Here is a 22,388-nt window from a genome sequence, read left to right on the forward strand (position 1 = left end):
AAACCTATCGGCCTCCAATTGAAAATTGGTTTTCCGCTGCTTGCCCTGCCAAGGCGCCATCTATAAAATTTGCTCCAAACAAGATCGAAGGCCTTTGTGGATTGAAGGACGAAATGGACGCAAATCATCACCTCCGACCACAGCTTGACGCTTTCGCCCGTCTTGCCAACCCCGGCTTTGCCCTTCTCGTGGACGCTCCATGGGGCGCTGGCAAAACTCACGAGCTGAAAGGATGGCTGACGGGCCGGGAAGACGCCCTTTACGTAAGCATCTACGGTGCGAAAGGCTCGTGCGCTATCGAGGAAGCTCTGTTTCAGACACTCCTAAAAAGAAAGGATTTGAAGCCTCCCAAAGGCGCCACGCAGATAATGGAAGGTGTCGCAGAGAAATTTACCGGGGCCAAAATAGATTTTACCGGCGCCTTTAGACGGGCAGTGATGAAAGACCTGCCGCGGGTTCTTGTGTTCGACGATCTTGAGCGGGCAGAAATGCACCTGACCGAATTGTTAAGCGCTATTAACCGATTTGTAGAGCATGAAGGGCGGAACGTTGTTCTCTTGGCAAATCAGGCTGAACTTCGTGATAAAGATCCCAAAACATATGAGAGGACAAAAGAGAAAGTTATCGGACGGATCATCACTATTTATCCCGACGTCGATGCTGCGACAGAAAGCTTTTTGGCATCTATGGAAAGAGCTGAACACCAGCGCGCAGCACGCGAGTTTCTGACATCCGAGAAAGCCCTCCTTTGCAGCGTTTTCGATACATCCAAGGCTTTGAATCTTCGATTACTCCGATACGCCATGCTCGAAATCGCACGGGTATTCGATGGGATTCCCGAGGAACTAAGGGAAAATGCGGAGGGAATGCGCTACTTGCTTGCCACTTTCGTTGCTCTTTCGATAGCCTTTCATGGCGGTGAAGGCCTTGGCATCGAAGGATTAGGGCAAGAAACAGGCTGGGCGCACGCGGTTTGGAGTGCAAATGGTCAAAAAGGTGAGGCACCTCCGAAGTCTGCGCTCGAAAACCTGCAAGAACGGTTTGGAGAGCATCCTTACGTCCGCCTACATAGCCAAGTTGTTTCTGCCAAACTTGCCATCGCATGGATAGGTAAAGGACATGTGGATGACAAGCTTCTGTCCGACGAATTGCGGAAATCGCCTGTATTCAGGTTGCAGGACTCTGAGGCTTGGCAGACCTTGTGGTGGTGGCCAAAACGAAAGGATGCCGAGGTCGAGGCGGCACTGAAAACGGTGAAAAGACAAATAGGTGATAAAGAGTTCCACGACCCAGCAGTTATTATGCACCTGCTTGGGATATTATTGGACCTGGCCGACCAAAAAATTGGATGGAGTTCGCGGCATGATGTTGAAAATGAGGTCCGCGCGTATATAGCCACACTGGAACAGGATAATCAGCTTCCAAAAGAGCTGCCAAGGCGGCGGTGGAGCGGCGTCTCTTTCGATCATGGGCAATTTGGGCTCGGCTTCCATCAAAAAGATTCCAAAGAGTTTGCTACGATTCGCGAGGAGCTACTTGAAGCATTGGATCGGTCGTTCTGGAAAGCAAATCAGGAGCGTGTAGAGGAGATGCTATCCCTTGCGGAAGCGGACCTTGGGGCCTTTGTCGAAGCAATCGACGACGGGGGACGCCGAGCTGGCAGTCCGAACTATGCACATGAGCCTATTTTTGCAGATGCCGACCCAGTGGAAGTGGCGCGACTTTTGTTTTCGTTTGAACCTGAAGCCACACACGAGGCGCTCAGGCCATTTGAACGCAGAATTCAACGCATGGAACGAGATACCAGAGCCGGGGGTCAGAGCTCAGAACGCGATTGGCTCTTGAGGGTGAGGAAAGCAGCGTATGATCTTGCATCTGAAGCAACGCCCATTCGGGCCGCACAGATCCGAATGGCAATCAAGTGGTACCTCGATTTCTTGGACGGGCCTGACAAAGAGCCCGACGACGGCGGGAAGGCGAAGCAAGGCGTTTAGGGCCGAAATACGGTTCAGCCTGTCCGCCACAAGCATATTCGCCGATTAAAAATGCCGCGCTTTCGAGGGATGTCCGCTTTCTCGAGCTGCGCCGCAGCAAAATCAGTGAGCATGAATGGCAGATCAGGGCCGTGAACCACCCTCCGCGTCGCCCCACACAAACGTCCCACCCAAATCATACACAAGTCATACGCCGATCATACACCGGTACCCCCCTACCTCCCCAGCCCCATATGCCGGTTCACGTCCTTGTAGAGCAGGTAGCGGAACGGCCCCGGCCCCCCGGCATAGCAGGCCTGGGGGCAGAAGGCGCGGAGCCACATGAAGTCCCCGGCCTCGACCTCCACCCAGTCCCGGTTCAGCCGGTAGACCGCTTTTCCTTCAAGGACATAGAGCCCGTGCTCCATCACGTGCGTCTCCAGGAACGGGATCACCGCGCCGGGCTGCAGCGTCACGATGTTGACGTGCATGTCGTGCCTCAGATCGCCCGGATCCACGAACCGCGTCGTCGCCCAGGCCCCGTCCGTCCCCGGCATCCCCGCCGGCGCGATGTCCTGCTCGCGCGCGACAAAGGCCTCCGGCGCCGCGATCCCCTCGACCGGCTGATAGCGCTTGCGGATCCAGTGGAACGTCGCCGCCGCCCCACCCCGGTTCCGGAGCCGCCACGCGGCCCCCGCCGGCAGGTAGGCATAGCCCCCCGCCGCCAGCGCGTGCACCTCGTCGGCCACCGAAAGCTCCACCTCGCCCGCGACGACGAACAGCACCGCCTGGGCCCCCGGATCCGTTTCGGGCCGGTCGCTGCCGCCCCCGGGCGCCAGTTCGGCCACGTATTGCGAGAAGGTCTCGGCAAACCCGCCCAGGGGCCGCGCCAGCACCCAGAACCGCGCGCCCTCCCAGTGGGGCAGGTACGAGGTGACGATGTCGCGCTGCACCCCGGCGGGAATCACCGCGTAGGCCTCGGTGAAGACGGCGCGCCCCGACAGCAGGTCGGTCTGCGGCGGCAGTCCGGCGGGGGGTGTGGCATAGGATGTCATGGCAGGTCTCCGGCGTTTCGCACCGACCCTGCGCCGGACGCCGAGACCCGGAAACGCCAGAATGGAGGGAGTTGGTGGAGTCGATCGGGATCGAACCGACGACCTCGTCATTGCGAACGACGCGCTCTCCCAACTGAGCTACGACCCCACTTGTGCGTCAGATGGACCATCCCGCCGCCGGTGTCAAGGTCGCCCCGACTTCGGCCGAAGGTCGTGGACGACCCGCCCGGATGCGATAGGTTCAGCGTCACCCGACCCACCCCAGGCGAAAGTCCCCGATGCCCCAAGCCCGCGCCGCCCTGTCGAAGACGCTCTACCGGCTGCGCCGGTTTTCCCGCAAGATCTGGGTCCGCTCCTCGCTGATCGCGCTGCTGGGCGTGGTCGCCGCCGGAGGCTCGGGCAGCCTCGCCCCGCTGGTGCCCGAGGACATCGCCAAGGCGGTCGAGCCGGAGGCGGTGGAGAAGATCCTCGAGATCATGTCCTCCGGCATGCTCGCCGTCGTGATCTTCTCGCTCTCGGTCATGGTCTCGGCGCGCCAGTCCGCCTCGTCCCAGGTGACGCCCCGGTCGCACCAGCTGCTGCTCGAGGACACGACGACGCAGAACGTGCTGGCGACCTTCCTCGGCGCCTTCCTGTTCTCCCTCGTCGGTGTCATCACGCTCGGCACCCAGCTTTACGCCGGGGATGCGGCGGCGGTGATCCTCGCCTTCGCGCTGCTGGTCATCCTGCTGATGATCGTCGCCATCCTGCGCTGGATCTCGCACCTCAGCGACCTCGGCAGCGTGCTGGCCACCACCCGACGGGTCGAACGCGCGGCCATCGACGCGATGGAGGCCTGGCTGAACTCGCCCTGCATGGGAGGCCGCAAGCTGACGGGTCCGCCCGAGGGCGATCCGGTCAAGGCGCGCCGCTCGGGCTATGTCCAGCACATCGACATGGAGAAGCTGTCGGACGCGATGGAGGACTGCGGCGGCAAGCTGTTCCTCGCCGCGCGCCCCGGCGCCTTCGTCACCGAAGGCCAGCCCATCGCCCATTGCACCGCGAAGGCCGACATGGACCAGGTTCACCTCGCCTTCACCATCGACGACATCCGCCGCTTCGACCAGGATCCGCGCTTCGGCGTCATCGTGCTGAGCGAGATCGCGCAGCGGGCGTTGTCGCCCGGGATCAACGATCCGGGCACCGCCATCGACGTGCTGACCCGGCAGGAACGGCTGCTGTCGCGCTACCGCGACCGGATCGAGCATGCGGACGACGACGCGCTCCACCCCCGCATCCATGTTCCACCGCTGACCGCCGACGCGCTGGTGCGTGACGCCTTCGATCCCATCGCGCGGGACGGCGCGGCCATGGTCGAGGTGCAGATCCGCGTGCAGAAGGCCCTCGCCCACCTGGCCGAGACCGGGGATCCGGACATGAAGGTCGCCGCCCGCGACGCCGCGGCGCGGGCGCTGCAGCGGGCGGTGATCGCCACCGCCCTGCCAGCCGACCGCCAGCGCCTGCTGCGCACCGTGGCGCGCTGCGGGCTGGTGGATGCCGACAAGGTCGACCTCGCGTTCGAGTGACCCCTGCCGACCGCTACTCCGCCGCTTCGGCGTAGGCCTCGAGCGGCGGACAGGTGCAGACGAGGTTGCGGTCGCCATAGGCGTTGTCGACCCGGTTCACCGGCGGCCAGTACTTGTCGACCCGGAACGCGCCCTTGGGATAGCAGCCCTGCTCGCGGCTGTAGGGCCGCTCCCAGTCGCCGACCAGGTCCTCGACCGTGTGCGGCGCGTTCTTCAGCGGGTTGTTCTCGCGGTCGATCTCGCCCTTCTCGACCGCCGCGATCTCCTCGCGGATGTTCAGCATGGCGTCGCAGAAGCGGTCGAGTTCCGCCTTCGTCTCGCTCTCCGTGGGCTCGACCATCAGCGTGCCCGCCACCGGCCAGCTCATCGTCGGCGCGTGGAAGCCGTTGTCGATCAGCCGCTTGGCGATGTCGTCCACGGTGATCCCCGCCGACTTCTCGAACGGCCGGGTGTCGAGGATGCACTCGTGTGCCACCCGCCCCTCGGTACCCTTGTAGAGCACGTCGAACGCCCCTTCGAGCCGCTTTGCGATGTAGTTGGCGTTCAGGATCGCGACCTTCGTCGCCTGGGTCAGCCCCGCGCCGCCCATCAGCAGGCAGTAGGCCCAGGAGATCGGCAGGATCGAGGCCGAGCCGAAGGGCGCGCCGCTGACCGCGTGGGCGCCGCCGGTCTCGGTATGGCCCGGCAGGTGCGGCGCGAGATGCGCCTTGACGCCGATCGGCCCCATGCCGGGACCGCCGCCGCCATGGGGAATGCAGAAGGTCTTGTGCAGGTTCAGGTGGCTCACGTCGCTGCCGATCTCGCCGGGCTTCGCCAGCCCGACCATCGCGTTCAGGTTGGCCCCGTCGAGGTACACCTGCCCGCCGTGGGCATGGGTGATCTCGCAAACCTCCTTCACCGTCTCCTCGAACACGCCGTGGGTCGAGGGATAGGTGATCATGCAGGCGGCCAGCGTGTCGCCGGCGGCCTCGGCCTTGGCGCGGAAATCCTCCACGTCGATGTCGCCCCGCGCGGTGCACTTCACCACCACCACCTTCATGCCGCACATCTGGGCGGAGGCCGGGTTGGTGCCGTGGGCGTTGACCGGGATCAGGCAGACCTTGCGTTGATGATCGCCATTCGCCTTGTGATAGGCGGCGATGGTAAGAAGACCCGCATATTCCCCCTGCGCGCCCGAGTTCGGCTGCATCGACATCGCGTCGTAGCCGGTGATCTGGCACAGCTTCGCCGACAGGTCCTCCAGCATCTCGGCATATCCCGCCACCTGCTCCTTCGGGGCGAAGGGGTGGATCAGGCTGAACTCGGGCCAGGTGATCGGCATCATCTCGACCGCCGCGTTCAGCTTCATCGTGCAGGACCCCAGCGGGATCATCGCCCGGTCCAGCGCCAGGTCGCGGTCGCTGAGACGGCGCATGTAGCGCATCATCTCCGTCTCCGCCCGGTTCATGTGGAACACCGGGTGGGTCAGGTACTCGGACGTGCGCAGCAGCGCGTCGGGGATGCGGTATTCCTCGGACAGGTCGTCGTGCCGGCCGTGGATCCCGAAGGCATCCCACAGCCGCTCGACCGTCTCGGGGCGCGTCGTCTCGTCCAGCGTTATGCCGAGCTTCGTCTTGCCCACGACGCGCAGGTTGATCTTCTGCCGCCGCGCCTCGTCCATGATCGCGCCCTGCAGCGGTCCGACCTCGACCGTGATCGTGTCGAAGAAGCTTTCGGGCTCCACCTTGAACCCGGTCTCCTGCAGTGCCCGCGCCACGCGCACCGTCTTGCGGTGGATGCGCTGCGCGATGGCCTGCAAGCCTTCGGGCCCGTGGAACACCGCGTAGAAGGACGCCATCACCGCCAGCAGCGCCTGCGCCGTGCAGACGTTGCTCGTCGCCTTCTCGCGCCGGATGTGCTGCTCGCGCGTCTGGAGGCTGAGGCGGTAGGCCTTGTTCCCCCGCGCGTCGATCGACACGCCGACGATCCGCCCCGGCATCGACCGCTTCAGCGCGTCCTTGCAGGCCATGTAGGCCGCGTGCGGCCCGCCATAGCCCATGGGCACCCCAAACCGCTGGGTCGAGCCCACGGCGATGTCCGCCCCCATCGCCCCCGGCTCCTTCAGCAGCGTCAGCGCCAGCGGATCGGCGATGACGATGCCAAGCGCCCCTGCGGCGTGCAGCGCCTCGATCTCGGGCGTGAAGTCGCGCAGGTGGCCGTGGGTGCCGGGATACTGGAACACCGCGCCGAACACGGCCGACGCGTCCAGGTCCTCGGGCGCCCCCACGATGACCTCGATCCCCAAGGGCTCGGCCCGGGTGCGGATCACGTCGATGTTCTGCGGATGGCAGCCCTCGTCCACGAAGAAGGCCATCGCCTTCGTCTTGCTCGCCCGCTGCGCCATGGTCATCGCCTCGGCCGCCGCCGTCGCCTCGTCCAGAAGCGAGGCGTTCGCCACCTCCAGCCCCGTCAGGTCGCAGACCATCGTCTGGTAGTTCAGCAGCGCCTCGAGCCGCCCCTGCGAAATTTCCGGCTGGTAGGGCGTATAGGCCGTGTACCAGGCCGGGTTCTCCAGGATGTTCCTCTGGATCGCGGGCGGCGTGACCGTCCCGTGATAGCCCTGCCCGATCATCGACGAGAACACCTGATTCTTCTTCGCCACCTGCGCCATGTGCCAGAGCAGCTCGCGCTCGGACTTCGGCTTGCCGAACTCCAGCGGCTGCGCCTGCCGGATCGCCTTCGGCACCGTCTCGGCGATCAGGTCGTCGAGCGTCCCGGCCCCGATCACCCGCAGCATCTCCTCCATCTCCGAAGGCGAGGGGCCGATGTGGCGGCGGTTGGCGAAATCGTAGGGGCGGTAGTCGATGGGGGTGAAGGTCATTCCGGTCTCCTGACGTCACGACGGATGGACCGGGCCCCTGCCCGGTCCGGCCTCCGGCGGGAGTATTCGGGGCAAAGAAGAAACGGGGAGGCTTCTTCTTTGCGGAACTACTCCCGCCGGAGGTATTGAAGGTTCCTGCCCGGCGGTGGCCGTCAGCCGATGAACTTCAGATAGGCTTCCTCGTCCATCATGTCGTCGAGCACCGACATGTCCTCGAGCTTCATCTTGAAGAACCAGCCGTCGCCCGTGGGGTCCTCGTTGACCAGCGCGGGGTTGTCCACCAGCACCTCGTTCACCTCGACGATCTCGCCGTCCACGGGCGCCATGATGTCCGACGCGGCCTTGACCGATTCGATCACCACGACCTCCTCGTCCTTGACCACGGTGCGCCCTTCCTCGGGCAGCTCGACGAAGACGAGGTCGCCCAGCTGTTCGGCGGCATGCTCGGTGATGCCGACGACGACCAGATCGTCCTCGACGCGCAGCCATTCGTGTTCTTCGGTGTACTTCATCAGGCTCTCCAGGGAGGGTGTTGTCAGCGTTTGAATTGGGCGGGGCGGAAGGGCAAATCAACCACCGTCGCGGGCAGCCGCTTGCCGCGGACCTCGGCGAAAAGCTGGGTGCCCGGCGCAGCCTTGTCGGCACTCACGTAGGCCATGGACATCGGCCGGTCGATCGAGGGGCCGAAGGCGCCCGAGGTGACCCGGCCCACGGGCTCGCCCGCCTCCGCGTCGGCGTAGAGATCGGCGCCCGCCCGCATCGGCCCGCGCCCCTTCGGCAGCAGCCCGACACGCATCCGCGGCGCGCCATCGGCCATCTGGCCGAGGATCCTGTCGGCGCCGGGAAACCCGCCTTCCCGCGCACCCCCTGCGCGCCGCGCCTTCTGGATCGCCCAGGTCAGACCCGCTTCCACCGGCGTCGTCGTCCCGTCGATGTCGTTGCCGTAGAGGCAGAGCCCCGCCTCCAGCCTGAGGCTGTCCCGCGCGCCGAGGCCGATCGGCGCCACCGCCTCGATCGCCAGCAGCGCCTTCGCCAGCTCCGCGGCCCCGCCCGAGGGCACCGAGATCTCGAACCCGTCCTCGCCGGTGTAGCCCGAGCGCGAGATCCAGAGCGGCCCGAACAGCGTGTCGACCGTCCGCACATCCATGAACCGCATCCCCCGCACCTCGGGAACCAGCGTCGCCAGCGCGTCCTCCGCCAGCGGCCCCTGCAGCGCGAGCAGCGCGCGGTCGGTGATCTCCTCCACCTCGCAGCTGTCGGAGAGGTTGGCCCGCAGGTGGGCGATGTCGGCGGCCTTGCAGGCGGCGTTGACCACGAGGAACAGGTGATCGCCGCGGTTCGCCACCATCAGGTCGTCGAGGATGCCGCCCTCGTCGTTCGTGAACAGGGCATAACGCTGCCGCCCCTCGGCCAGACCCAGCACATCGACCGGCACCAGCCCCTCCAGCGCCAGCGCGGCGTCAGATACGTCGCCCGACTTCGGCCGCAGGATCACCTGGCCCATGTGGGAGACGTCGAACAGGCCGGCCGCAGCGCGGCAGTGCAGATGCTCCTTCATCACGCCCGCGGGATACTGCACCGGCATCTCGTAGCCCGCGAAGGGCACCATGCGGGCGCCGAGGTCGAGGTGCATCTGGTGAAGTTGCGTCTTCTGCAGGTCGTCCATCGCCGTTCCGTCCCCTCTCCGGCCGAACGCCGGGCATCTGGCGGCCTCCTGACGGATGCCGCGGTCCATGCCCCCTCTGTTCCTGCGCCTGAGATCGCTATCCCTTCGGCGGGCGCTGCGGCGCCACTCTCCAGAGTTCCGTGTCCGGCGAAGGTCCTTTTGCCTGAGAGTTCGCCGGGGCGGCTGCTCCTTCGGCACCGGCCCGCCCGAAAGCGGCCCGGATTCTCCCTTCGCCTGCCTCCGGTTATTTCACACCCGGCGGCTTTGGCAAGGGGGGACGGCGCCGTGTCCGCCTCACCCCGGCAGGGTGACGACCGTCGCACCGCGGCCGGTCGCGACGACCGTATGCTCGTACTGCACCACCGGCGCCGACGGCATGCCATAGAGCGTCCAGCCGTCCGCACCGCCCCGCGCCATGTGCCCGCCTGTCGACAGGAACGGCTCGATGGTGAAGACCAGCCCCCTGGTGATGCGGCGGCGCTCGGCCCGGTCCGGCCAGGTGGCGATCTCCTCGGGATACTCGTGCAGCGCCCGTCCGACACCGTGGCTCGCGAGGTTGCGGATCAGCGTGTAGCCGCGTCGCGCGGCGAACCGTCCGATGGCGCGGCCGACCCCCGCCAGCGGCCTGCCGGCACCGACTTCGGCGATCCCGATCCTCAGCGCCCGCCGCCCGTCGCGGCACAGCCGCTCCCGCAGGGGATCGGAGGGTGGCACGATGAAGCTTGCGCCGGTGTCCGCGAAATAGCCGTCCTTGGAGGCTGACACGTCGATGTTCACCAGATCCCCGGGCGCGATCACCCGCGCGCCGGGAATGCCGTGGGCGATCTCCTCGTTGACGCTGATGCAGGTCGCGCCGGGAAAGCCGTAGGCCGATTCCGGCGCCGACACGGCGCCTTCCCGCTCCAGCTGCAGTCGGCCGATGCGGTCCAGCTCGGCGGTCGTCATACCGGGCTCCAGCGCCGCCGCCATGTCGCGCAACGTGTTCGCGACGATCCGGCCGATGGCCTTCACCCCCTCCAGCTCGTCCTCGTTGGTGATCGTCATGGCGCTGCCCTTCCCCGCGCAAGGTTCGTGACGACAGCCATAGCGGATCGGCCGCCCCCGGCCCAGACCCGGCAGGGCCCGGCGGCAGCGGGGACTTGATTTCCCGCCCCCGCCACGGCATCGAAGCGCCATGACCAAGCATCTCTTCTTCGGCTACGGCTCGCTCGTGAACCGGACCACCCACGAATATCTCGAGGGCCGCACCGCGCGGCTGCACGGCTGGCGGCGCGTGTGGCGGCACACCCAGATCCGGGAGGAGGCGTTCCTCACCGCCGTCCCCTCCCCCGGCACCACCATCGAGGGGCTCGTCGCGCGGGTCCCCGGCGGCGACTGGCAGGCGCTCGACGCGCGCGAGACGGGATACGACCGGGTGCAGAGCGGCGACGTGGAAATCGCCGGAGAGCGGCTGGCCGATGTCGCCGTCTACTCGATCCCCGAGAACCGCCACCCCGCGCCCGCCGACATGCGCCCGCTGCTGCTGAGCTATGTCGATGTCGTCGTGCAGGGCTTCGCGCGCGAGTTCGGTCCCGCCGGCGTCACCCGCTTCTTCGAGACGACCGACGGCTGGGACGCGCCCGTCATCGACGACCGCGCCGCCCCCCGCTATCCCCGCCACCGCCGCCTGTCGGCAGAGGAGACGGCGCTGGTCGACCGCCACCTGGCGGAACGCGAGGTGCGCTTCATCGACGGGTGACGTCCCTCAGCCGATGATCTCGAACTTCATCACGTCGACCATGCCCCGGTCGGTGATCTTCAGCTTCGGGATCACCGGCAGGGCAAGGAAGGCGAGCTGCAGGAACGGCTCTTCCAGCGTCACCCCCAGCGACACCGCGGCGGCGCGCAGCGCCACCAGCGCCTCGCGCACCTCCTCGAAGGGCAGCAGGCTCATCAGCCCCGCCACCGGCAGCGCCAGCTCGGCCAGCACCTCGCCGCCCCGCACCACCACGAACCCGCCCTCGATCTCCGACAGCCGCGACGCCGCGACCGCCATGTCGGCGTAATCGACGCCCACCACCGCGATGTTGTGGTGGTCGTGGCAGACGGTCGAGGCGATGGCCCCCGCCCCGATCCCGAAGCCGCGCACGAAGCCGTTGGCGATGTTGCCGTTCCTGCCGTGCCGCTCGATCACCGTGATCCGGGCGAGGTCGCGGGCCGGATCGGGTCGCTTGTCGCCGTCCGCCACCGCCACGTCCTCCACCAGATGCTCGGTGATGATCTTGCCGGGCAGGATGCCGATCACGTCCGTCACCGCCCGGTTCGACCCCAGCCGGAAGGACTCCGCCGTGACCCGGGGCGCCCTGACCGAGCCGCGCCCGATCGGCTCCACCACACGTCGCGCGGCGAAGGCCGCCTCGCCCACCACCACGCCGCCGCACAGCACCACCTCGGCATCGCAGTACGCAAGCGAGCGCACGGCCACGATGTCGGCCCGCTTGCCCGGCGCGATCTGGCCGCGGTCCTTCAGCCCGAACGCCTCGGCCGCCGACAGCGACGCCGCCCGGTACACCGCCAGCGGCGACACCCCCCGCGCGATGGCGGTGCGGATCATGTAGTCGAGATGCCCGTGCTCGCCGATGTCGAGCGGATTGCGGTCGTCGGTGCAGAAGCAGCAATAGGCCGAGGTGCGCTCGTCCAGGATCGGCAGCAGCGCCTCCAGGTCCTTCGAAACCGACCCCTCGCGGATCAGGATCCGCATCCCCTTCCGCAGCTTCTCCCGCGCCTCCTCGGCGGTCGTCGCCTCGTGCTCGGTGCGGATGCCGGCGGCGATGTAGGCGTTCAGGTCCTTCCCCGACAGCATAGGCGCGTGTCCGTCGATGTGCCCGCCCCGGAACGCCTCCAGCTTGGCGAGGCAGCCGGAATCGCCATGCACCACGCCCGGATAATTCATGAACTCCGCCAGCCCCAGTGCCGCGGGATGGTCGCGCAGCGCCACCAGGTCCTCCGCCCCGATCTCGGCCCCCGCCGTCTCCATGTCGGTCGAGGGCACGCAGGACGACAGGTTGACCCGGATCGACATCACCGTCTCCAGCGCCGCCTCCAGGAAATACCGGATCCCGTCGACCCCCAGCACGTTGGCGATCTCGTGGGGATCGCAGAGCGCCGTCGTGACTCCCCGGGGCGCGACGCAGCGGTCGAACTCGAACGGCGTGACCAGCGAGCTCTCGATGTGCAGGTGGGTGTCGATGAAGCCCGGCACCAGCGTCAGGCCCGAGACGTCCAGCACCTCCGCCCCTTCGTACTCCGCGCCGATGCCAACGATCACCCCGCCGGTGATCGCCACGTCGCCGCGGATCGAGTCGCCGGTGACGACGTCGAACACCTCCCCCCCGCGCAGCACGAGGTCGCAGAGGGCGGCGCCACGGCCGGTTTCGATCAGGCGGGACAGGTCGGGTCTGCTCACGAATTGGGCTCCGATGCTGGGATCTGTGGCAGATTGGCACCATCCGGGCGCGAAGGTCCAGCCCGGCGCACTCATCCAGCGGTTGCCGTAGCGTCGCCACAATCTCCCTGTTACCTTGAAAGCAAGAAAGTCGGCCGGGACTGCGGGAACCGAACGGATCGATCGGCACTTGTACCTCGGCAGTCCAGACCGACAGCAGCAGTTTCCGGCTTCGCCCGCAAGGGCCCAGCCATCCGGTTCCTCCCTGACTGGACAGGCCGCACTTCGGTGTGGCCTTTTTTTTGGGGCGCGACGCCGCCCTACTCGTCCGGATAGGCAAGGCAGGGATCCAGCATCACCTGCCGCTCGCCCACCCGCATGTACCCGCCCGCCAGCAGAACCGTCTCCCCGGTCAGCTCGGCCGGATAGTAGGTGACGCACAACACCTGCACCTGTTCTTCGCCGCACATCAGAAGATAGGCCAGAACCCCGTCCCACTCGCTGTCCCGAAGCACGCCGCGGATGGTCATGGAGATCCGTCCGTCATAGTCGGGCACCCGGTCGATCCAGTCCCCCAGGGTGTCGCAGGTCGCGGGCGTGCCGAACCCCTCGCCCTGCCGGAACGGCCCCTCGGGATCGAACTCCGGCACGTTTTCCGCGCGCAGCGGCGCGCCGTTCACCGCGATGGCCGTCACGAGCGCGACGGTCCACTTCATCACCTTGTACGATAGCATGGTCCTGCCTTTGCTGCCTCCGAGCACCTGGCCTGCCTGCCCGAAGATCGGGAGGAGCAACCGGGCGGCCCCTAGTTTTTTCTATGCCCCAAGGTGTAGAACCCCGCCCCAAGGGCAGCAAACGATGATATCTAGACCGCGGCACTCATAAAATTCATGGCAGATGGACCGGCCCAATCTCCCCCTTACAGCTCTGCGCGCCTTCGAGGTGGCGGCCCGTCAGGGCAGTTTCACACGCGCCGCCATCGAACTCTGCGTCACCCAGGCCGCCGTCAGCCACCAGGTGATCGCGCTCGAATCCCTGCTGGGCGTCCGCCTGCTGAAACGCACGCCCTCGGGCCTGATCCTGACCGACGAAGGCACGGCGCTCCTGCCGGTGCTCACCCAGTCCTTCGACAGGATCGGCCAGGTTCTCGACCGTTTCAGCGGCGGTGCCTACCGCGAGACGCTGAACGTCGGCGTCGTCACCACCTTCGCCGTCGGCTGGCTGCTGCCGCGCATGGACGGTTTCGCCAGGCTCCACCCCGGGATCGACCTCAGGATCTCGACCAACAACAACCGCGTGGACCTGGCGCGCGAGGGGCTCGACATGGCGATCCGCTTCGGCGACGGTACCTGGCCCGGTCTTGCCGCCGTGCCGCTCCTCGACGCAGCCCTGACCCCGCTCTGCGCCCCCGCCACCGCCGCCCGCCTGACCCGGCCCGAGGATCTGGCGGACGAGGTTCTCCTGCGCTCCTACCGGAGTGCCGAATGGCCGCTCTGGTTCTCCGCCCTGAAACTGCCCTGCCCCGACCTGCGCGGCCCGGTGCTCGACTCCTCCGTGGCCCTGGCCGAGCTTGCCGCCGAAGGCCGGGGGGTCGCACTGCTGCCGCCGCTTATGTTCGGCGACCGCCTCGCCACCGGACGTCTGGTGCGCCCCTTCCCGGCCGAGGTCGCGACCGGGCGCTACTGGCTCACCGCGCCGAGGTCGCGCAAGCGGACTCCTGGGATGGAGCGGTTCGAGGCATGGCTGCTGGACGCCGCGAACGCGCCGGACGACGCGGAAGGCACACCCGGCTGACGCCGCCCTTCGCCGTGCCGGCGCGGGCCATGTGCGCAGATCCGGCCCCCGCAGTCAGGCTTCCACCGGCGCGATCAGCCGCTCGCCCGACGCGCGGTTCGAGTTCACCGCCGGATCCACCCGGTGCATCGTCAGCGCCTCCTCCGGCGCCGCGACCATCAGCGCCGCCGCGCCCCTGCCCTCTTCCCCGAGCCACTTCGCCCAGTCGCCGGGCGCCAGCACCACCGGCATCCGGTGGTGGATCCGCGACATCGTCCCGTTGGCCCCGGTGGTCACGATGGCACAGGTGGTCAGCTGCGTGCCGTCCCGCTCCCAGTCCTGCCAGACGCCGGCGAAGGCGATGGGCGCTCCGTCGGTCCGGTGGATGTACCAGGGCAGGCGATTGCCGTCCCCGTCCTTCGTCCACTCGTAGAACCCCGAGGCCGGGATCAGGCAGCGCCTCTCGCGCGCGGCGGTGCGGAAGGCGGGCTTCTCGGCGATCGTCTCGGCACGCGCGTTGATCAGGAGCGGCCCGTCCCCCGTCGTCTTGTACCAGTGCGGCAGGAAGCCCCAGCGCATCGCCGTCAGCCTGTGGCGGCCCTCGGCGGACACGACGCCGTGCACCTGGTTCGTCGGACAGACGTTGTAGTTCGGCACGACCGGCAGGTCGTTCCCCGGCACCGCCTCGAACAGCTGCGCCATGGCCTCGGGCGGCAGGGTGATGGCAAATCGTCCGCACATGGCACGACACTAGGCGCCCCCCCGCGCCTTGACCAGAACCTCCCGCCCGAGGGTTGCGCCGGGGCGGTCGCCCTTGCTAGGCCCGTGGAAGCGAACGAGGGGAAAGCGATGGTCCGAACGCTGCTGCCGATCAGCGCCCTGCTGCTGGGCTCGGCCTTCCTGCTGTTCGGAGGCGGGATCAACAACCTGATCCTGCCGCTCCGCGGCGGCAGCGAGGGCTTCTCGGCCCTCTCCCTCGGCCTGCTCGGCACCGGCTGGGCGGTCGGATACGTGCTCGGCTGCATCCTCATGTCCGCCGTCGTCGGGCGGGTCGGCCACATCCGCGCCTTCTCGGTCACCGCCGCCTTCGCGGCCATCGCCATCCTCGGCTCGCTCCTCGCCGTGACGCCCTGGGTCTGGATCCCGCTGCGCGGCGTCCAGGGCTTCTGCTTCGCGGGCGCCGCAATGATCGTCGAAAGCTGGCTCGGCGAGCGGGCGGAGCCGCACACGCGGGGGCGGATCTTCGGCGTCTACACGATGGTGAACCTCGCCGCCTCCACCGCGGGGCAGCTGGTGCTGTCCCAGGGCGACACCTCGGGCTTCCTGTTCTTCGTGCTCGCCGCGATGTTCTACTGCCTCGCGCTGGTGCCGACCGCGATGAGTTCGTCGAGCACGCCGAAGCCCCTCGTCTCGGTGCGGCTGGACCTGCGCGGCCTCTGGCGCAACTCGCCGGTGGCGGTGTTCGGGGTGTTCATGGCCGGGATCTCGAACGCGACCTTCGGCACGCTCTCGGCGGTCTATGGCGAGCGGGTCGGGCTGAACCTCGCCACGATCACCCTCTTCGCCTCGATTCCCGTGCTCGCCGGGGCCCTGTCGCAGATCCCGGTCGGCTATCTCTCGGACCGGATGGACCGGCGGAAGGTGCTGCTGGGCCTCGCCGTGATCGCGCTGGCGGTCGATCTCTGCTTCATCCTGATCCAGCCCGAGGGGCGGACCCTGAACCTCGCCTTCGTCGCGGTGTTCGGCGCCTCGATCTATGCGATGTACCCGGTCATCGTCGCCCATGCGAACGACCATGCGCCGCCCGGCACCTACATCCAGGTGTCGGGGGGGCTGCTGATGGTCTTCGGCCTCGGCTCGATCATCGGGCCGCTGGTTGCGGGCTGGGGGATGACCGGCTCGGACCCGCGGGCGCTGTTCCTGACCACGGTGGCGGCCCATGTGCTGATGGCGCTGTTCACGCTCCTGCGCCTGGCCCGCCGCGCGCCGGTCGCCGCCGAGGACAAGGGCGCCTTCGTGTTCCAGCCCATGGCACGCCCGGCGACACCGCAGACCGCCGACCTTGCACGGGGGATCGCGGCGGAGTAGGCGCGCGGCCCGAACGAAGCGAAAGAGGTCTCCGCCGGAGCGTAGGATGGGTGATATCACCCATCCTGCGTGACCTGCGTGACCGCCGAAGTCCTTATCGCTGCCGCGGGAGGGGTAGGATGGGTGATATCACCCATCCTACATCAGGCTTTCAGGATATTTACTCCCCGGCCTTCGCGATCCGCCCGTCCGTGCCGGGCGTGATCGGCCCGTTGGCCGCCATGTACTCGGCCAGGACATCCGCCACGTCGGGGCCGAAGTCGTAGGCGTTCTCGGCATCGGTGAACATCTTGTAACCGTCGCCGCCGTTGCGCACGAAGTTGTTCGACACCACGCCGTAGGTCTTCGCGGGGTCGATCGGTTCGCCGCCGACCATCACGTCGCTGATCCGGCTGCCGACCTCCTTCGCGGGATCGAAGGTGAACGACATCCCCGCCACCTGCGGGAAGCGGCCGCCGCCGTCCTCGAGCTGGCTGACCCCGTTCTCGAGCGCGTCGAGGATCGTCTGGCCCGACACCTCGAAGGTCGAGAGCGTGTTCTGGAACGGCAGCACCGTCAGCACCTCGCCCATCGTCACCGGCCCGGCGTCGATGCTGGCGCGGATGCCGCCGCCGTTCTGGATCGCGACCTGCACGCCCTGCTCCTTCGTCGCGGCAAGCATCGCGTCGGCGATCAGGTTGCCCATCGCGCATTCCCCGGCCCGGCAGGTCGTGCGGTCGCCGTCGATCGCCTCGGTCGCCTCGGCCACCACCCTGTTGCGGATCTCGTCGAGCGGCTTCGCCGCCTCGCCGATCCGGCTGACCGTGTCGGCGTCCTCGGTCACGGCGGCGTCGAGCAGCACCGGCTCGCCCTCGGCCTTCACCACCTTGCCCTCGTCGTCGAAGGTCACGTTCAGCTCGCCCAGGAACTTGCCGTAGGCATAGGCCTGCACGATCGCCGTGTCGCCGACCATCACCGGATAGGGCCCCTTCGCCCCCTCGATGGTGTTGGACAGGAGCGAGTTGTCGTGCCCGCCCACGATCACGTCGACCCCCGTCGTCTCCTCGGCCACGCGCTTGTCGACGTTGAGGCCCGAGTGGGACAGCACGACGATCTTGTTCACGCCCTCGCCGGTCAGCCTGTCGACCTCGCCCTGCACCGCCTGGACGGGATCGGTGAAGACCACGTTCTTGCCCGGGCTCGAGAGTTCCGCCGTGTCCACCGGGGTCAGGCCGATCAGGCCGATCTTCTCGCCGTTCTTCTCGATCACCACGGATTTCCGGACCGCGTCCGACAGCAGCTTCTCGCCCGAAAGGTCGGCGTTCGACATCAGGATCGGGAAATCGACGGCATCGACGAAACCGCGCAGCACCTCGGGGCCGTCGTCGAACTCGTGGTTGCCCACCGTCATCGCGGTATAGCCCATCCGGTTCATCATCTCGGCCGAGAGCTTGCCCTTGTAGTAGGTGTAGAACAGCGTGCCCTGGAACTGGTCGCCGCCGTCCACGAGGATCCAGTTGTCGGTCTTCGCCTTCGCGTCGTTGATCGCCGTCACCAGCCGGGCCGAGCCGCCGAAGCATTCGCCGGCGGTGTTGTCCTCGGCCGAGCAGGTCGAGTCGTACTTGCTGATCGGCTCGAAACGGGCGTGGAAGTCGTTGGTGTGCAGGATCGTCAGGTTGTACTCGGCCGAGGCCGCGCCCGCCGTCAGGGCGAGGATCGCGGCGGAGGTGAGAAGGCGTGTGGACATGAGGTTCCCCCGGAGACTGTGGTTCGCGGTCGAGAGTGGCGCGGGGGCGCGGCCCTGTCAAAGCACAATGCGACGACACCCGCCGCCGCCGCGCCGCCCTGCGACCGGCACGGCCCTTGACCCTTCGCGGCGCAGGATGCATGTGCAGGGCATGCAAATTTACAAGATCCTGAGGGCCCAGGAATGGGCCACGCTGCGCGACCTCGGCACGAGCCCGGGCGCGCCCATCGACCAAGCCGACGGCTTCGTCCACTTTTCCACCGCCGACCAGGTGCAGGGCACCCTGGAAAAGCATTTCGCGGATGTCGAGGATCCCCTGGTCCTCGTCGCCATGGATGCCGATCTCATGGGCGACTCGCTGAAATGGGAAGAGGCGCGGGGCGGCGACAAGTTCCCCCACCTCTACCGCGCGCTGTCGCTGGCCGACGTGATCTGGAACCGGGAGATCCTGAAGGGCTCCGACGGTCACGTCCTGCCCGACGGCGTCGAGTGAGCGCACTCGAACGTCTGGGTCTGGCCGCGCTTCACCGGCTGGACCCCGAGGTGGCCCACGGCCTGGCCCTGAAGGCCCTGCGCGCGGGGCTGGCTCCCGCGCCGGGGCCGGTGACGTCGGAGCGGCTGAAGACCACCCTCGCGGGACTTCGGCTGCCCAATCCCGTCGGCCTGGCCGCGGGTTTCGACAAGAACGCCGAGGCGGTGGCACCGCTGATGCGCGCGGGCTTCGGCTTCGTCGAGGTCGGCGCCGCCACCCCCCGCCCCCAGCCCGGCAATCCCCGCCCGCGCCTGTTCCGCCTCTCCGCGGACCGCGCGGCGATCAACCGCTTCGGTTTCAACAACCTCGGGATGGAGACGGTGGCGCAGCGCCTGTCTCGTCCCCGCGGGGACGGGCCGGTCGTGCCCGTGGGGCTGAACCTCGGCGCGAACAAGGACAGCGCCGACCGCGCGGCGGATTTCGCCCGGGTGCTGGAGCGCTGCGGGCCCTACTGCGATTTCGCCACGGTCAACGTCTCCTCCCCCAACACCGAGCGGCTGCGCGACCTGCAGGGCGCCGAGGCGCTGTCGGCGCTGCTGCAGGGGGTGATGGACGCCCGCGCGACCCTGCCCCGGCCGATTCCGATCTTCCTGAAGATCGCCCCCGACCTGACCTTCGGCGATCTCGAGGACCTTGCCGCCGTCGCGCTGGAGCGCGGCGTGGATGCCATCGTCGCCACCAACACCACGCTGTCCCGCGAGGGCTTGACGAGCGCGCAGGCCGCCGAGAAGGGCGGGCTGTCCGGCGCGCCGCTGTTCGAGCCGTCGACGCGGGTGCTGGCGCGGCTGTCGCAGGTGACGCGCGGGCTGGTGCCGCTGGTCGGCGTCGGCGGCGTCGGCTCGGCCCGGCAGGCCTATGAGAAGATCCGCGCCGGCGCCTCGGCGGTGCAGCTTTACACCGCGCTGATCTATGGCGGGCTGTCGCTGGTCGGAGAGATCGTGCGGGGGCTCGATGGACTCCTGGAACGGGACGGGTTCGCAAGCGTGAGCGACGCGGTTGGGACCGGGCGGGAGGCGTGGCTGGGGTAGCGTGCCGGGGCACGCCCGCCGCTCTCATGGACGCGCGTCGGACCGAGCAGGCATCGAATCTCCCGACCTGCCGCGGCCAATGTCGGGCGGATCGGGAAACGCACCGCGTTTCCCCGCCCGCCGCGATGCATGTGCCGCAAGATCGCCAGCCACCCGCACCACGAGAGGCCAGCGCCTGACCCGGCGGGCGAGAAGCGCCCGCCGAGGGCGGGGCGGGCGCTGGCCGGGGGCTTGGGCCCCGGCCCGAAGAAAGGTTGGCTTGGCGCTGTGGCCGAGGCGATGGCCTCGGCCATGGAGGGGCCAGCAACGGCGCGGGCCGATGCCGTCAGCCAGGCGCGGCGCGCCGCCTACACCGCCAACCGCTCGATCTTCGGATAGCGCAGCCCCAGCGTCACGCCGCGCGCCACGAAGGAGATCAGCAGCGCGACCCACAGCCCGTGGTTGCCGAACACCGGCGTCAGGGCGAGGAGCGCGGCGAAGTAGATCGCGGCGGACAGCGCCATCATGTTGCGCATGTCGCGGCTCGCCGTGGCGCCGATGAAGATGCCGTCGAACATCCAGGCGGCGCAGCCCGCGAGCGGGGCGAGCACCATCCAGACGAGGTAGTGCCGCGCCTCGGTGCGCACCTCGGGCGCCGTGGTCATCAGGTCGATGATCGCGCCGCCGAACAGCGCGAAGGCCGCCGCGAGCGCCAGCACCGCCACCACGCCCCAGCCCGAGGTCAGGAGCGCCGCGCGGCGCACGAGGTCGGGGCGCCGCCGTCCGATGGCCTGGCCCACCAGCGCCTCGGCCGCGAAGGCGAACCCGTCGAGCCCGTTGGCGGTGATGTGCAGGAACTGGAGCAGGATCTGGTTCGCCGCCAGCGGCACGTCGCCGAAATCGGCCCCGAAGAACAGGAACGAGACGAAGATGCCCTCGATCAGCAGCGAGCGGACCATGAGGTCGCCGTTCACCGCCGCCATCCGCTTCAGCCGCAGCCGGTCGAAGACCCTTGCCCAGTCGCGCCAGGCAGGCACGGCAAAGGCGGCGCGGCAGAACCAGAGGCCGAGGGCGAGGCCGGTCCATTCCGAGACCAGCGTCGCCAGCGCCACGCCCTCGACTCCCCAGCCGAGGCCGAGCACGAACCAGAGGTCGAGCAGCACGTTCATGCCGTTCATCCAGAGCTGGATCACCAGCACCGCCCGCGCCCTCTCGGCCGCGAGCAGCCAGCCGGTGATCCCGAAAAGCGAGATCGCCGCGGGGGCCGACCAGATGCGGATCGCCATGTAGTCGCGGGCCAGCGATTCGACCTCGGCCGAGGCGGGGGCGATGCGGAAGGCGGCGGCGAAGAGCGGCAGTTGCAGCGCGATGATCGCCGCCCCGGCGCCGAGCCCGATCAGCAGCGCCCGCGACAGCAGCGCCGCGACCTCGCCCCGGTCCTCGGCCCCGAGGGCTTGGGAGGTGAGTCCGACGGTGCCCATGCGCAGGAAGCCGAAGATCCAGTAGACCGAGGTCAGGATGATCGCGCCGATGCCGACCGCGCCGATGGGCGCGGCAAGGCCCAGCTGCCCGACGACGCCGGTGTCCACCGCGCCGAGGATCGGGATGGTGGCGTTCGACAGCACGATCGGCAGCGCGATGTTCAGCACCCGGCCGTGGGTGACGGCCCTCGGTTCAGCCATCGCCCGCCCCGGCGCCCTCGACCGGGGGCATGATGAAGTGCCCGGTGCCCTGCGCGAAGAGCCGCGCGCGGTTGTCCTGCCAAGCCTCGACATGGACCGAGGCATAGCGCCGCCCCGAGCGGTTGATCCGCGCCCGCGCATAGGCGTCCCGGGGCAGGCCCGAGCGCAGGTAGTCGACGGTGAAGTCCACGGTGCGCGGCAGTTTCGGCAGCGCCCCCTTCTCCAGCGCCGCCGCGTCCAGACGACCGCTTTCCAGTTCGGGCCAGATCAGCGACCAGCAGAGCTCGATGATCGCCGCCGTCTCGAGGAAGGCCGCCGTCGCGCCACCGTGCAGGGCGGGCAGCAGGGGATTGCCGATCAGCATCTCGCGGAACGGCAGGATCGCCGTCAGCTCGTCGCCGCGGCGGTCGAAGGTGATGCCCATGAAGCGGATGTAGGGCACGCTGCCGACCAGGGCGGCCAGCGCCCCGTCGCGCCGCTGCTTGATGACCTGGACGGGCTCGGGCGTCGGGCGGCTCATGCCCCGGCCCCCTTGCGGCGCTCGAAGACGAAGGCGCCGGTGGCGGTGGCGACCGGGTGATCGTCGTCATCGTCCAGCGCGTCGGCGCGCAGGAAGGCGACGTTGCGGGTGACGTGATAGCAGTGGGCGCGGGCGCGGATCGTCTGCCCCGGCACCGCCGCGCGCATGTAGTCGATGCGAAGGTCGATGGTGGCCGTGTTGCCGTTGCCGTCGGGATGGCACATCACCGCGGCGCCGCAGCAGGTGTCCATCAGCGCCGAGACCGCGCCGCCGTGGATCACGCCGGTGGCCGGGTCGCCGACGAGGCGGGGGTCGTAGGGCATCGAGATCTCGGCCCGCCCCTCGCCGATTCCCACCAGCTCCATCCCGAGTTCGCGGGAATGGGGCAGCGCGGCGATGAATTGTCTGGCAATCGCCGTCATCTTCTCGGGCGTCACGGGCAAAGGCTCCCCCAGTTGCAGGTTTCGAGGCGCGAGAGCCGTTATTGGGCCTTGCCAAAGCGGCGGCAAGGCCTAAC

20 protein-coding genes, 1 tRNA gene and 1 riboswitch are annotated in these 22,388 nt (G+C 68.1%); of the genes, 8 read left to right on the forward strand and 13 right to left on the reverse strand.

Annotated elements, in window-relative coordinates; genetic code table 11:
- Positions 1-101: 101 nt before the first annotated feature.
- Positions 102-1,994 (forward strand): P-loop NTPase fold protein, encoded by a 1,893-nt coding sequence (locus A7B20_RS21155; RefSeq protein WP_157937583.1) that lies wholly within the window; start codon positions 102-104, stop codon positions 1,992-1,994.
- 215 nt (positions 1,995-2,209) lie between these two features.
- On the opposite strand, the gene A7B20_RS02355 is transcribed toward A7B20_RS21155, so the two are convergent.
- A complete protein-coding gene (locus A7B20_RS02355; protein WP_102106946.1) occupies positions 2,210-3,028 on the reverse strand; it encodes a bifunctional allantoicase/(S)-ureidoglycine aminohydrolase in 819 nt (272 codons plus the stop codon).
- A 72-nt stretch (positions 3,029-3,100) separates the two neighbouring features.
- Positions 3,101-3,176 (reverse strand) — tRNA-Ala (locus tag A7B20_RS02360).
- Positions 3,177-3,306: 130 nt separating this feature from the next.
- Between A7B20_RS02360 and A7B20_RS02365 the strand changes: the two genes are divergently transcribed.
- Entirely contained in the window at positions 3,307-4,593 is a 1,287-nt protein-coding gene (locus A7B20_RS02365; RefSeq protein WP_102106947.1) for a DUF2254 domain-containing protein, read from the forward strand.
- A 13-nt stretch (positions 4,594-4,606) separates the two neighbouring features.
- Here the strand turns inward: A7B20_RS02365 and gcvP are convergent, their stop codons facing one another.
- The 4 genes from gcvP to map form a co-directional block, all read right to left on the reverse strand.
- Positions 4,607-7,453 (reverse strand): aminomethyl-transferring glycine dehydrogenase, encoded by a 2,847-nt coding sequence (gene gcvP, locus A7B20_RS02370; RefSeq protein WP_102106948.1) that lies wholly within the window; start codon positions 7,451-7,453, stop codon positions 4,607-4,609.
- Between the two features lie 152 nt (positions 7,454-7,605).
- The gene (gene gcvH, locus A7B20_RS02375; protein ID WP_102106949.1) at positions 7,606-7,965 is read right to left on the reverse strand and encodes a glycine cleavage system protein GcvH; all 360 of its coding nucleotides are present in this window, start codon (positions 7,963-7,965) and stop codon (positions 7,606-7,608) included.
- A gap of 23 nt (positions 7,966-7,988) precedes the next feature.
- Positions 7,989-9,119 carry a glycine cleavage system aminomethyltransferase GcvT gene (gene gcvT, locus A7B20_RS02380; protein ID WP_102106950.1) on the reverse strand — a complete coding sequence of 377 codons (1,131 nt, stop codon included), beginning with the start codon at positions 9,117-9,119 and terminating at the stop codon, positions 7,989-7,991.
- 141 nt (positions 9,120-9,260) lie between these two features.
- A riboswitch (glycine riboswitch) is annotated at positions 9,261-9,359 on the reverse strand.
- Positions 9,360-9,413: 54 nt separating this feature from the next.
- The gene (gene map / locus A7B20_RS02385) at positions 9,414-10,163 is read right to left on the reverse strand and encodes a type I methionyl aminopeptidase (protein ID WP_102106951.1); all 750 of its coding nucleotides are present in this window, start codon (positions 10,161-10,163) and stop codon (positions 9,414-9,416) included.
- A gap of 130 nt (positions 10,164-10,293) precedes the next feature.
- Between map and A7B20_RS02390 the strand changes: the two genes are divergently transcribed.
- Positions 10,294-10,857: a gamma-glutamylcyclotransferase family protein gene (locus tag A7B20_RS02390; protein WP_102106952.1), complete on the forward strand. Its 564-nt coding sequence runs from the start codon at positions 10,294-10,296 to the stop codon at positions 10,855-10,857.
- Between the two features lie 6 nt (positions 10,858-10,863).
- On the opposite strand, the gene ade is transcribed toward A7B20_RS02390, so the two are convergent.
- Positions 10,864-12,564, reverse strand: coding sequence for an adenine deaminase (ade, locus tag A7B20_RS02395; protein WP_245866480.1), 1,701 nt, complete (start codon positions 12,562-12,564; stop codon positions 10,864-10,866).
- A gap of 299 nt (positions 12,565-12,863) precedes the next feature.
- Complete coding sequence (locus A7B20_RS02400; protein WP_102106954.1) at positions 12,864-13,277, reverse strand: hypothetical protein; 414 nt, start codon at positions 13,275-13,277, stop codon at positions 12,864-12,866.
- A 163-nt stretch (positions 13,278-13,440) separates the two neighbouring features.
- Between A7B20_RS02400 and A7B20_RS02405 the strand changes: the two genes are divergently transcribed.
- Positions 13,441-14,337: a LysR family transcriptional regulator gene (locus A7B20_RS02405; RefSeq protein WP_102106955.1), complete on the forward strand. Its 897-nt coding sequence runs from the start codon at positions 13,441-13,443 to the stop codon at positions 14,335-14,337.
- 54 nt (positions 14,338-14,391) lie between these two features.
- Here A7B20_RS02405 and A7B20_RS02410 read toward each other — a convergent pair whose 3' ends face one another.
- Positions 14,392-15,057, reverse strand: coding sequence for an SOS response-associated peptidase (locus A7B20_RS02410; RefSeq protein ID WP_102106956.1), 666 nt, complete (start codon positions 15,055-15,057; stop codon positions 14,392-14,394).
- 108 nt (positions 15,058-15,165) lie between these two features.
- Between A7B20_RS02410 and A7B20_RS02415 the strand changes: the two genes are divergently transcribed.
- On the forward strand, positions 15,166-16,404 hold the full coding sequence (locus A7B20_RS02415) for an MFS transporter (protein WP_102106957.1): 1,239 nt from the start codon (positions 15,166-15,168) through the stop codon (positions 16,402-16,404).
- 160 nt (positions 16,405-16,564) lie between these two features.
- On the opposite strand, the gene A7B20_RS02420 is transcribed toward A7B20_RS02415, so the two are convergent.
- A complete protein-coding gene (locus A7B20_RS02420) occupies positions 16,565-18,130 on the reverse strand; it encodes a bifunctional metallophosphatase/5'-nucleotidase (protein WP_102106958.1) in 1,566 nt (521 codons plus the stop codon).
- 151 nt (positions 18,131-18,281) lie between these two features.
- On the opposite strand from A7B20_RS02420, the gene A7B20_RS02425 reads away from it, so the two are divergent.
- From A7B20_RS02425 to A7B20_RS21160, 3 genes are all read left to right on the forward strand, one after another.
- On the forward strand, positions 18,282-18,623 hold the full coding sequence (locus tag A7B20_RS02425; protein ID WP_102106959.1) for a DUF952 domain-containing protein: 342 nt from the start codon (positions 18,282-18,284) through the stop codon (positions 18,621-18,623).
- Positions 18,620-19,690: a quinone-dependent dihydroorotate dehydrogenase gene (locus A7B20_RS02430; RefSeq protein WP_102106960.1), complete on the forward strand. Its 1,071-nt coding sequence runs from the start codon at positions 18,620-18,622 to the stop codon at positions 19,688-19,690. The genes A7B20_RS02425 and A7B20_RS02430 overlap by 4 nt, the downstream gene beginning before the upstream one ends.
- A 129-nt stretch (positions 19,691-19,819) precedes the next feature.
- Positions 19,820-20,068: a hypothetical protein gene (locus A7B20_RS21160; protein ID WP_157937584.1), complete on the forward strand. Its 249-nt coding sequence runs from the start codon at positions 19,820-19,822 to the stop codon at positions 20,066-20,068.
- Here A7B20_RS21160 and A7B20_RS02435 read toward each other — a convergent pair.
- Genes A7B20_RS02435 through A7B20_RS02445 form a run of 3 tightly spaced genes read right to left on the reverse strand, consistent with a single transcriptional unit; the run spans position 20,038 to position 22,293 of the window.
- On the reverse strand, positions 20,038-21,351 hold the full coding sequence (locus tag A7B20_RS02435; protein ID WP_102106961.1) for an MATE family efflux transporter: 1,314 nt from the start codon (positions 21,349-21,351) through the stop codon (positions 20,038-20,040). The genes A7B20_RS21160 and A7B20_RS02435 overlap by 31 nt on opposite strands.
- A complete protein-coding gene (locus A7B20_RS02440) occupies positions 21,344-21,871 on the reverse strand; it encodes a PaaI family thioesterase (protein ID WP_102106962.1) in 528 nt (175 codons plus the stop codon). The genes A7B20_RS02435 and A7B20_RS02440 overlap by 8 nt, the downstream gene beginning before the upstream one ends.
- On the reverse strand, positions 21,868-22,293 hold the full coding sequence (locus tag A7B20_RS02445) for a PaaI family thioesterase (RefSeq protein ID WP_102106983.1): 426 nt from the start codon (positions 22,291-22,293) through the stop codon (positions 21,868-21,870). The genes A7B20_RS02440 and A7B20_RS02445 overlap by 4 nt, the downstream gene beginning before the upstream one ends.
- Between the last annotated feature and the right edge of the window lie 95 nt (positions 22,294-22,388).

It is taken from the genome of Oceaniglobus roseus (assembly GCF_002869745.1).
Classification (GTDB): domain Bacteria; phylum Pseudomonadota; class Alphaproteobacteria; order Rhodobacterales; family Rhodobacteraceae; genus Oceaniglobus; species Oceaniglobus roseus.

Bases quoted from the DNA above. Each gene is read 5' to 3' on its own strand.
- A7B20_RS02355 (WP_102106946.1), bottom strand. From the start codon at position 3,028: ATGACATCCTATGCCACACCCCCCGCCGGACTGCCGCCGCAGACCGAC.
- A7B20_RS02365 (WP_102106947.1), top strand. From the start codon at position 3,307: ATGCCCCAAGCCCGCGCCGCCCTGTCGAAGACGCTCTACCGGCTGCGC.
- gcvP (WP_102106948.1), bottom strand. From the start codon at position 7,453: ATGACCTTCACCCCCATCGACTACCGCCCCTACGATTTCGCCAACCGC.
- gcvH (WP_102106949.1), bottom strand. From the start codon at position 7,965: ATGAAGTACACCGAAGAACACGAATGGCTGCGCGTCGAGGACGATCTG.
- gcvT (WP_102106950.1), bottom strand. From the start codon at position 9,119: ATGGACGACCTGCAGAAGACGCAACTTCACCAGATGCACCTCGACCTC.
- map (WP_102106951.1), bottom strand. From the start codon at position 10,163: ATGACGATCACCAACGAGGACGAGCTGGAGGGGGTGAAGGCCATCGGC.
- A7B20_RS02390 (WP_102106952.1), top strand. From the start codon at position 10,294: ATGACCAAGCATCTCTTCTTCGGCTACGGCTCGCTCGTGAACCGGACC.
- A7B20_RS02400 (WP_102106954.1), bottom strand. From the start codon at position 13,277: ATGCTATCGTACAAGGTGATGAAGTGGACCGTCGCGCTCGTGACGGCC.
- A7B20_RS02405 (WP_102106955.1), top strand. From the start codon at position 13,441: ATGGACCGGCCCAATCTCCCCCTTACAGCTCTGCGCGCCTTCGAGGTG.
- A7B20_RS02410 (WP_102106956.1), bottom strand. From the start codon at position 15,057: ATGTGCGGACGATTTGCCATCACCCTGCCGCCCGAGGCCATGGCGCAG.
- A7B20_RS02415 (WP_102106957.1), top strand. From the start codon at position 15,166: ATGGTCCGAACGCTGCTGCCGATCAGCGCCCTGCTGCTGGGCTCGGCC.
- A7B20_RS02420 (WP_102106958.1), bottom strand. From the start codon at position 18,130: ATGTCCACACGCCTTCTCACCTCCGCCGCGATCCTCGCCCTGACGGCG.
- A7B20_RS02425 (WP_102106959.1), top strand. From the start codon at position 18,282: ATGCAAATTTACAAGATCCTGAGGGCCCAGGAATGGGCCACGCTGCGC.
- A7B20_RS21160 (WP_157937584.1), top strand. From the start codon at position 19,820: ATGTGCCGCAAGATCGCCAGCCACCCGCACCACGAGAGGCCAGCGCCT.
- A7B20_RS02435 (WP_102106961.1), bottom strand. From the start codon at position 21,351: ATGGCTGAACCGAGGGCCGTCACCCACGGCCGGGTGCTGAACATCGCG.
- A7B20_RS02440 (WP_102106962.1), bottom strand. From the start codon at position 21,871: ATGAGCCGCCCGACGCCCGAGCCCGTCCAGGTCATCAAGCAGCGGCGC.
- A7B20_RS02445 (WP_102106983.1), bottom strand. From the start codon at position 22,293: ATGACGGCGATTGCCAGACAATTCATCGCCGCGCTGCCCCATTCCCGC.